Annotated in this window: 9 protein-coding genes; 2 read left to right on the top strand and 7 right to left on the bottom strand. The window is 31.7% G+C overall.

The window, feature by feature from the left end; translation table 11 throughout:
* Positions 1-673, top strand: a 673-nt coding sequence (locus JJE11_RS12785; protein ID WP_291636205.1) for a reductive dehalogenase domain-containing protein, incomplete at its 5' end; no start/stop codon positions are given.
* A gap of 106 nt (positions 674-779) precedes the next feature.
* Here the strand turns inward: JJE11_RS12785 and JJE11_RS12780 are convergent.
* Complete coding sequence (locus JJE11_RS12780; protein ID WP_291636202.1) at positions 780-2201, bottom strand: PLP-dependent aminotransferase family protein; 1422 nt, start codon at positions 2199-2201, stop codon at positions 780-782.
* 142 nt (positions 2202-2343) lie between these two features.
* Here JJE11_RS12780 and JJE11_RS12775 point away from each other — a divergent pair, with 142 nt between their 5' ends.
* Positions 2344-2715 carry a pyridoxamine 5'-phosphate oxidase family protein gene (locus tag JJE11_RS12775; protein WP_291636200.1) on the top strand — a complete coding sequence of 124 codons (372 nt, stop codon included), beginning with the start codon at positions 2344-2346 and terminating at the stop codon, positions 2713-2715.
* Positions 2716-2856: 141 nt separating this feature from the next.
* Here JJE11_RS12775 and JJE11_RS12770 read toward each other — a convergent pair whose 3' ends face one another.
* From JJE11_RS12770 to JJE11_RS12745, 6 genes are all read right to left on the bottom strand, one after another.
* Entirely contained in the window at positions 2857-2988 is a 132-nt protein-coding gene (locus JJE11_RS12770; protein ID WP_291636198.1) for a hypothetical protein, read from the bottom strand.
* 114 nt (positions 2989-3102) lie between these two features.
* Positions 3103-3810, bottom strand: coding sequence for a B3/4 domain-containing protein (locus JJE11_RS12765; RefSeq protein WP_291636196.1), 708 nt, complete (start codon positions 3808-3810; stop codon positions 3103-3105).
* 103 nt (positions 3811-3913) lie between these two features.
* A complete protein-coding gene (locus JJE11_RS12760) occupies positions 3914-4234 on the bottom strand; it encodes a multidrug efflux SMR transporter (protein WP_291636194.1) in 321 nt (106 codons plus the stop codon).
* Between the two features lie 105 nt (positions 4235-4339).
* Positions 4340-4852 (bottom strand): GNAT family N-acetyltransferase, encoded by a 513-nt coding sequence (locus JJE11_RS12755; protein WP_291636192.1) that lies wholly within the window; start codon positions 4850-4852, stop codon positions 4340-4342.
* Between the two features lie 163 nt (positions 4853-5015).
* Entirely contained in the window at positions 5016-5435 is a 420-nt protein-coding gene (locus JJE11_RS12750; protein WP_291636190.1) for a YkvA family protein, read from the bottom strand.
* Positions 5436-5533: 98 nt separating this feature from the next.
* The coding region (locus JJE11_RS12745) for a nitroreductase family protein (protein ID WP_291636188.1) at positions 5534-6180 on the bottom strand (647 nt) is incomplete at its 5' end.

Here is a 6180-nt window from a genome sequence, read left to right as displayed (position 1 = left end):
CGAAGAAATCTTTAGAAAACATAAGTATGGAATTGTGTTTGCAATACCTATGGATACTGAAATGATTATGAGAGCACCAAAATTACCAGAATCACTTGCTGTTGTAAAAGGATATGTTGAGTCAGCAACTGTTGGAATGTTAATTTCATATTATATAAGAGAACTAGGTTATGATGCTAGAAATCATATGGATGGAAACTATTTAGTAGTAGCACCTATAGTAGCAAGAGATGCAGGGCTTGGTGAGTTTGGAAGAAACGGACTACTTATAACTAAAGAATATGGGCCCTGTGTACGCCTTGGTATCGTAACCACGGATATGCCTATTATACCTGATATGCAAGAAGACTTTGGCGTTAAGGAATTTTGCCTTGATTGTGGAAAATGTGCAAAGACATGCCCCGGAAAATCAATATCTAAGACAGAAATGGTAGAAGAAGATGGCGTATTAAGATGGAAGATAAATGCTGAGGAATGTTATAGGCGGTGGAGGAGTCTAGGGACTGATTGTGGTTTATGTATAGCTAATTGTCCCTTTACTTATGGTATATCAAAAGATTTAATTTCTAATATTAAATCCTCCTCAGAAGTTAGGCAAAATATTTTAAAAGACTTTGAGGAAAAGTATGGTATAAGACCAATTATTAGAGAAGAACCTGAATGGTTAAAATAAAAAATATAAGGATTATCGGATGATAATTATTAGAGGTTAAGACCATAAAACTGCTCATGTTATATTAACGTGAGCAGTTTTCAGGAGAAGTTGTATATACACCTCCCTATTGCTCACTAAACCATGCTTCATTAAGTGTCTTTATACCTTGGATAATATCATCTTCGGGTATTTCTCCAAAACCAAGCATAATCATGTTATTAGAATAATTTTGTGGTTTAATCCAAAATATCGATACAGAATTAACTATTACACCATATTTCTTAGCTCTTATTATAATCTCATCTTCACTTAATCCATTTTTGAATTCCAATAAGATATGCAGACCCGCATTTTTACCATGAATAATTACTTTATCACCCATTACTTCATTAATAGTATGAATTAATATATCATATTTTCTTTTATATGCTAAACATATTTTCCGTAAATGACTGTCGAAATGTCCTAAATACATAAATTGTTGAATTATTTTTTGTTGAATTAATGGAACCGGCGTTTGATATGTACTAAAGATTTCATCATATTTTTCTAACCATTCTTGTGGTATTATCATATAATTTATACGCAGGCTAGGTGATAAAGCTTTTGAAAATGTTCCTATGTAAACAACATTTTCCTTTGTAGCTACACTTTGTATTGATGGAATAGGCCTTGAATTATACCTCAACTCACTGTCATAATCATCCTCAATTATAATCCCATTTTTTCTCATAGCCCAATCTAATAGCTTTAATCTTTTTTGGATTGGCATTACTAAGCCGGTTGGAAATTGATGTGAAGGTGTTACATATATTATTCTTGCTGAACTATTTTCCAATTGATTAATATCTATCCCATCCGCTTCTAGTTTAATTGGAATAACATTATATCCATTATTAATAAAAACATTGCGTGCACCAATATGCCCTGGTTCCTCCAATGCTATTTGATTAAAATCCTGTCTGAATAGCTGACATAATAAGCTTAAACCATATTCCATCCCTGCGGAGATAATAACTTGCTCAGGATTACAAGAAAAACCTCTTGATTTATTTAAATATTTAATAATTTCTATTTGTAAGTCTCGTTCACCTTTGCTAGAGCTATATGAAGTCATCTCTTTAGCAGTTAATGTTGATACACATTTGTTTGAAATCTTACGCCATATACTAAAAGGAAAATTAGTAGCACTTATGTTTCCATAACTAAAATTATATTTATGCAAAGTGGAATTTACTTCTGGTAATTCTTTTGTATATTCGTCAAAATTATTAGGGATATCTCTCTTTAGTTTTGAAATCATTAAGGTATCTAATTTTTGAATAATAAACCCACTACCTGGTTTACTTTCAATATATCCTTCTAAGCAAAGTTGTAAATACGCACTTTCAACTGTATTTCTGCTGACATTTAACGTTGTTGAAAGGGATCGCGTTGAAGGAAGCTTACTACCCTGTGAAAATTGTTCTGAAATTATATCTTCTTTTAGCTGTTCGTAAATTTGCAAGTATAGAGGAATACTTGAATCACTATCTAATCTAACCATATTAAAATCACTCTCCTCATAACTGTATCCTATAAAATAATTATAATTGGCACTTTTAATAACTCCAGATTGATTGTATAATTATTTTATTGGAAAGTCAATGAATGTGCAATAAGGGCTTTTTAAAAAAGGAGGAATTTAGATGTTAAATGAAAAATTACTTGAAGTTATTTCCTATGAAGGAGTAGTAGCTATTGTATCTTGTAGTAATAATGAATCACATGTAGTTAATACATGGAACTCATATGTTGTTGCTACTGAGGATGGTAGATTATTAATGCCTGCTGCCGGAATGATAAAAACCCAAAAAAATGTAGAGCAAAATAATGAAGTTAAGGTGACTCTAGGAAGTAAAGAAGTTATGGGATATAGAGCTATGGGAACTGGTTTCTTAATAGAAGGGACTGCAAAATTTATTAAATCTGGTTCAGAATTTGATATGATGAAAGAAAAATTTTCATTCCTTAGTAGAGTGTTAGAAATAACAGTTACATCCGAAAAGCAAACACTATAGGTATTCTACGGTTACACCCTCTATACATATAAATAGCGGTTTATTACATATTTAAATGCGAGAATGAAAATATAGGTATATAACAGATGTCGTGAAATTATTTTTCACGACGTTTGTGTTTTCCATTCCTACTCGTATTTTTTAATCCCACACTTTTACGTTATCTTTTATAAACTCTTCTATAGTTCTAGGTTTTCTTTTTAATAGTACTTCAGTAGTATCCGTAACATGTTTTACCATGCCTAATTTTGTTGTAAGATATAATATCATCATTACATTTGCAAAATCCTTTTTGACACCTCTAGCAACTCAAGAACCCGCTTACCATCCTCAATATAAATATCCTTATAACTAAAATTACTCATTTATAAACCCTCCAAAATTGATTTAATCGATTTGCACATACTTATTATTAATATCCAAAATTGAAGTTTGAATTTCTCCTCCTAAATTGTCTTTTACTAATATTCCAAGTGATTTTAAAGCATCCTCAAATTCCACTTGTCTTTTTTCATCAGTCAATTCAATACATAAAAAAGCATTATTTGTTTTTTCAGTTAGCATGGTTCTTAATGATTCCCGCCAATTCCAGCATCTGCAAATCGCTCCAACATTGTCTTTATATACAACTTCTCCTTCATAAGGTGGTGAATTATCATCCGTTCCAAGTGGAATAAAGTCCTCATCTCCAATTGCTTTTGTCAATCTTATATCTCCGTCGAATTTGTCTATATCCTCACCACCGCAAGGCAAAGCATATCTTAATGAAATTGAATTGTATATGTCAACTAACGGATTAATATTTCCAATATGATTTCCTTTATGAACTCGTTTTAACAATGATTCAATGGATGACCTCGCACCTTTCTTTGTTTTAAACTTTTGAAATGATTCTCTCCATATTTTTATTACTTCGTTATTGCTAAATTCCTCATTTTGTAAATATTTCAAAGCTTCTTTCTCAGACTTTAAAATCATATCCAGGTATCCTTCTTCATTTTTTATGGTATTATCTATCCCATGACAAATTACAACTCCGATCTTTGCATTAGGGAATAAACTCCAAAAATCATCTTCAATCACAAAATTTTTCATTAAAATTCCTCCTTATTAATAGGTATTATTCTGGGTTTCATCTACAATCCCTTACTAATATAACTAGCGCTTGCTTTGATTAGTATAAAGCTTACATAATTTGCTACTTTATTGTTATCAGTTTTAAGCCAATGATTCCACTTACAATTAATACAACACAAATAACACGCATAATATTAATAGGTTCTTTAAACAAGATAACTCCTAAGACCACTGTGCCAACAGTTCCTATACCAGTCCAAACTGCATATGCAGTTCCAAGCGGCAGACTTTTTAACGATAATGATAAAAAATAAAAACTTGCAATCATTCCTATAACGGTTAATAAACTGGGAAGTATTTTTGTAAACCCTTGCGAATATTTTAACTCGATTGCCCATTCTATTTCAAAAATTCCAGCCACCACTAAATAAAACCATTCCATAATTGCTCCTTCCTAAATTAATACTTGGGTTCGATAATAATATCTCATGGCACCCTTTCAAAGTGAGTAAAATAAAAAAGCCTAAAGATAGCCCTTAGACAAAATTTACTCATCAAATTTCATAGCCAACTTATCTAATGCATCATCATGTACTCTAAATACTGTCCATTCATCCATTGGAACTGCACCCATTTGTTTGTAAAACCGAATTGATGGCTCATTCCAATCGAAGCACCCCCATTCTAATCTTCCGCCCTTACTTTCCACCGACAATTTAGCAAGATAAGAAAGCATAATTTTCCCCATACCCTTTCCTCTCATTTCAGGCTTAACATATAAATCTTCCAAATAAATACCTGGTCTCCCTAAAAAAGTAGAAAAGTTGTGAAAAAATAATGCAAAAGCTACTGGTTTATCTTTATATTCGCCAATAATAACCTCAGCCATCTTTCTCTCAAATAGAGATTCTATTAAAACTTCTTCTGTTGCTACAACTTCATGTAACATTTTTTCATAATCAGCTAATTCCCTTATAAATTCTAAAATTAATGGAACATCTTTTATTTCTGCAAATCTTAACTTGAAATCATCCAACTTAGTATCAATTAACATTTTCATGCCTCCCTCTATATAATTAAATTAAGACGTACTTAATTATAACTACCCTATATCGGATAATAAAATTTCATTCATCATTTTATCCACAAAACTATGATAAAATAGTATACTTGTCCACAAATTACATGTGTATTACTTCTTCACTTATTCCAAGTTTAAAAAATTAGTGGACTTTATGATTTTCATTAACCCTCTTGTCTATATCTCTCAATACACTTTCTTTATATTCTCCAAACCAGCTTTTTAGCTTTGCTTTCGATTTCTCCTTAACTTTATCATCAATAAACATAGCTACAGCTACAATCGCTATTGCTAATACGCCCAAATCATCTGAATACCCAATAGCTGGAGTAAAGTCTGGAATTGCATCTACCGGAAAAATAAAATAACCCAAAGCACTGGTTATTGTTGCCTTTGCCCATTTTGGAACAAACGGTTTTTGTAAAACATAGAATAATAATAACCCTGCATAAACTACATTAATTCCCGCCTTTTGCGATACTTCCACTAATTTATTAAGCAATGAATCTTGTGTATTTTTTTTCAGATACTTCTTCAATTGTAGTTTTTTATTTTCTTTCATATCGTTATCCTCCTTATGTTTATTGTGCCTTCCATTCGTCTCTCAATATAGCATACATACAATCATCAACTGCGCTTATATTCTTAGGAATAAATGTATTACTCTTCTCTAAACTTCCTAAGATATTTAGATGCTGATCTATTCCCTTCTAGTGAGAAATCACACATATACTTACGTTTGCAAAGAGCTTTAACATCTTCGCTAACAACTTTATTTAAAAATTCTGCCTTCTCATTTCTTATGCTTTGCATTTCTATATGCTCTTCCTTAGTTAGTCTGCGATATTTATTTTCATATACTATATACTTCTCTTCGAAACGCACAGGTTTTTTCCTATTCTTTTGAGCCTGAACAGGATAACCATAAACCACCATAACCGCAGGTATAACATAATCCGGAAGATCTAATAACTCTCTAATAGTTTCACAATTCTCGATAATATCACCAATGTAACATGAACCAATTCCTAAAGATTCTGCAGCTACTACTGTGTTTTGAGCAGCTATTATTGCATCAGCTGTGGCAAGAAGGATGTCACCCTCTCCTGGTGTTCTTGGATTGCAATTTTCTAAATCAAAAGCATCATACCATCTTTGATAATCTGCAAAGAATATAAGCACTAAAGGAGCTTTTGCAATAAACTCTTGGTTATCACATTCTACTGATAGTTGTTTCTTTAATTGTTCATCAGTAATATCAATTATGCTGTAAAGCATCATTCCACCCGCTGTTGGAGCTTCAAATG

The sequence above is a fragment of the Clostridium sp. genome (assembly GCF_016650095.1).
In the GTDB taxonomy this organism is placed as follows: domain Bacteria; phylum Bacillota; class Clostridia; order Clostridiales; family Clostridiaceae; genus Clostridium_AD.
The sequence above is the reverse complement of the archived record's forward strand: the minus strand, read 5'-3'. Positions and strand labels throughout refer to the sequence as shown.

Coding starts and splice junctions, on each gene's coding strand:
- JJE11_RS12780 (WP_291636202.1), bottom strand. CDS start 2,201: ATGGTTAGATTAGATAGTGATTCAAGTATTCCTCTATACTTGCAAATT.
- JJE11_RS12765 (WP_291636196.1), bottom strand. CDS start 3,810: ATGAAAAATTTTGTGATTGAAGATGATTTTTGGAGTTTATTCCCTAAT.
- JJE11_RS12750 (WP_291636190.1), bottom strand. CDS start 5,435: ATGAAAGAAAATAAAAAACTACAATTGAAGAAGTATCTGAAAAAAAAT.
- JJE11_RS12770 (WP_291636198.1), bottom strand. CDS start 2,988: ATGATGATATTATATCTTACAACAAAATTAGGCATGGTAAAACATGTT.
- JJE11_RS12775 (WP_291636200.1), top strand. CDS start 2,344: ATGTTAAATGAAAAATTACTTGAAGTTATTTCCTATGAAGGAGTAGTA.
- JJE11_RS12755 (WP_291636192.1), bottom strand. CDS start 4,852: ATGAAAATGTTAATTGATACTAAGTTGGATGATTTCAAGTTAAGATTT.
- JJE11_RS12760 (WP_291636194.1), bottom strand. CDS start 4,234: ATGGAATGGTTTTATTTAGTGGTGGCTGGAATTTTTGAAATAGAATGG.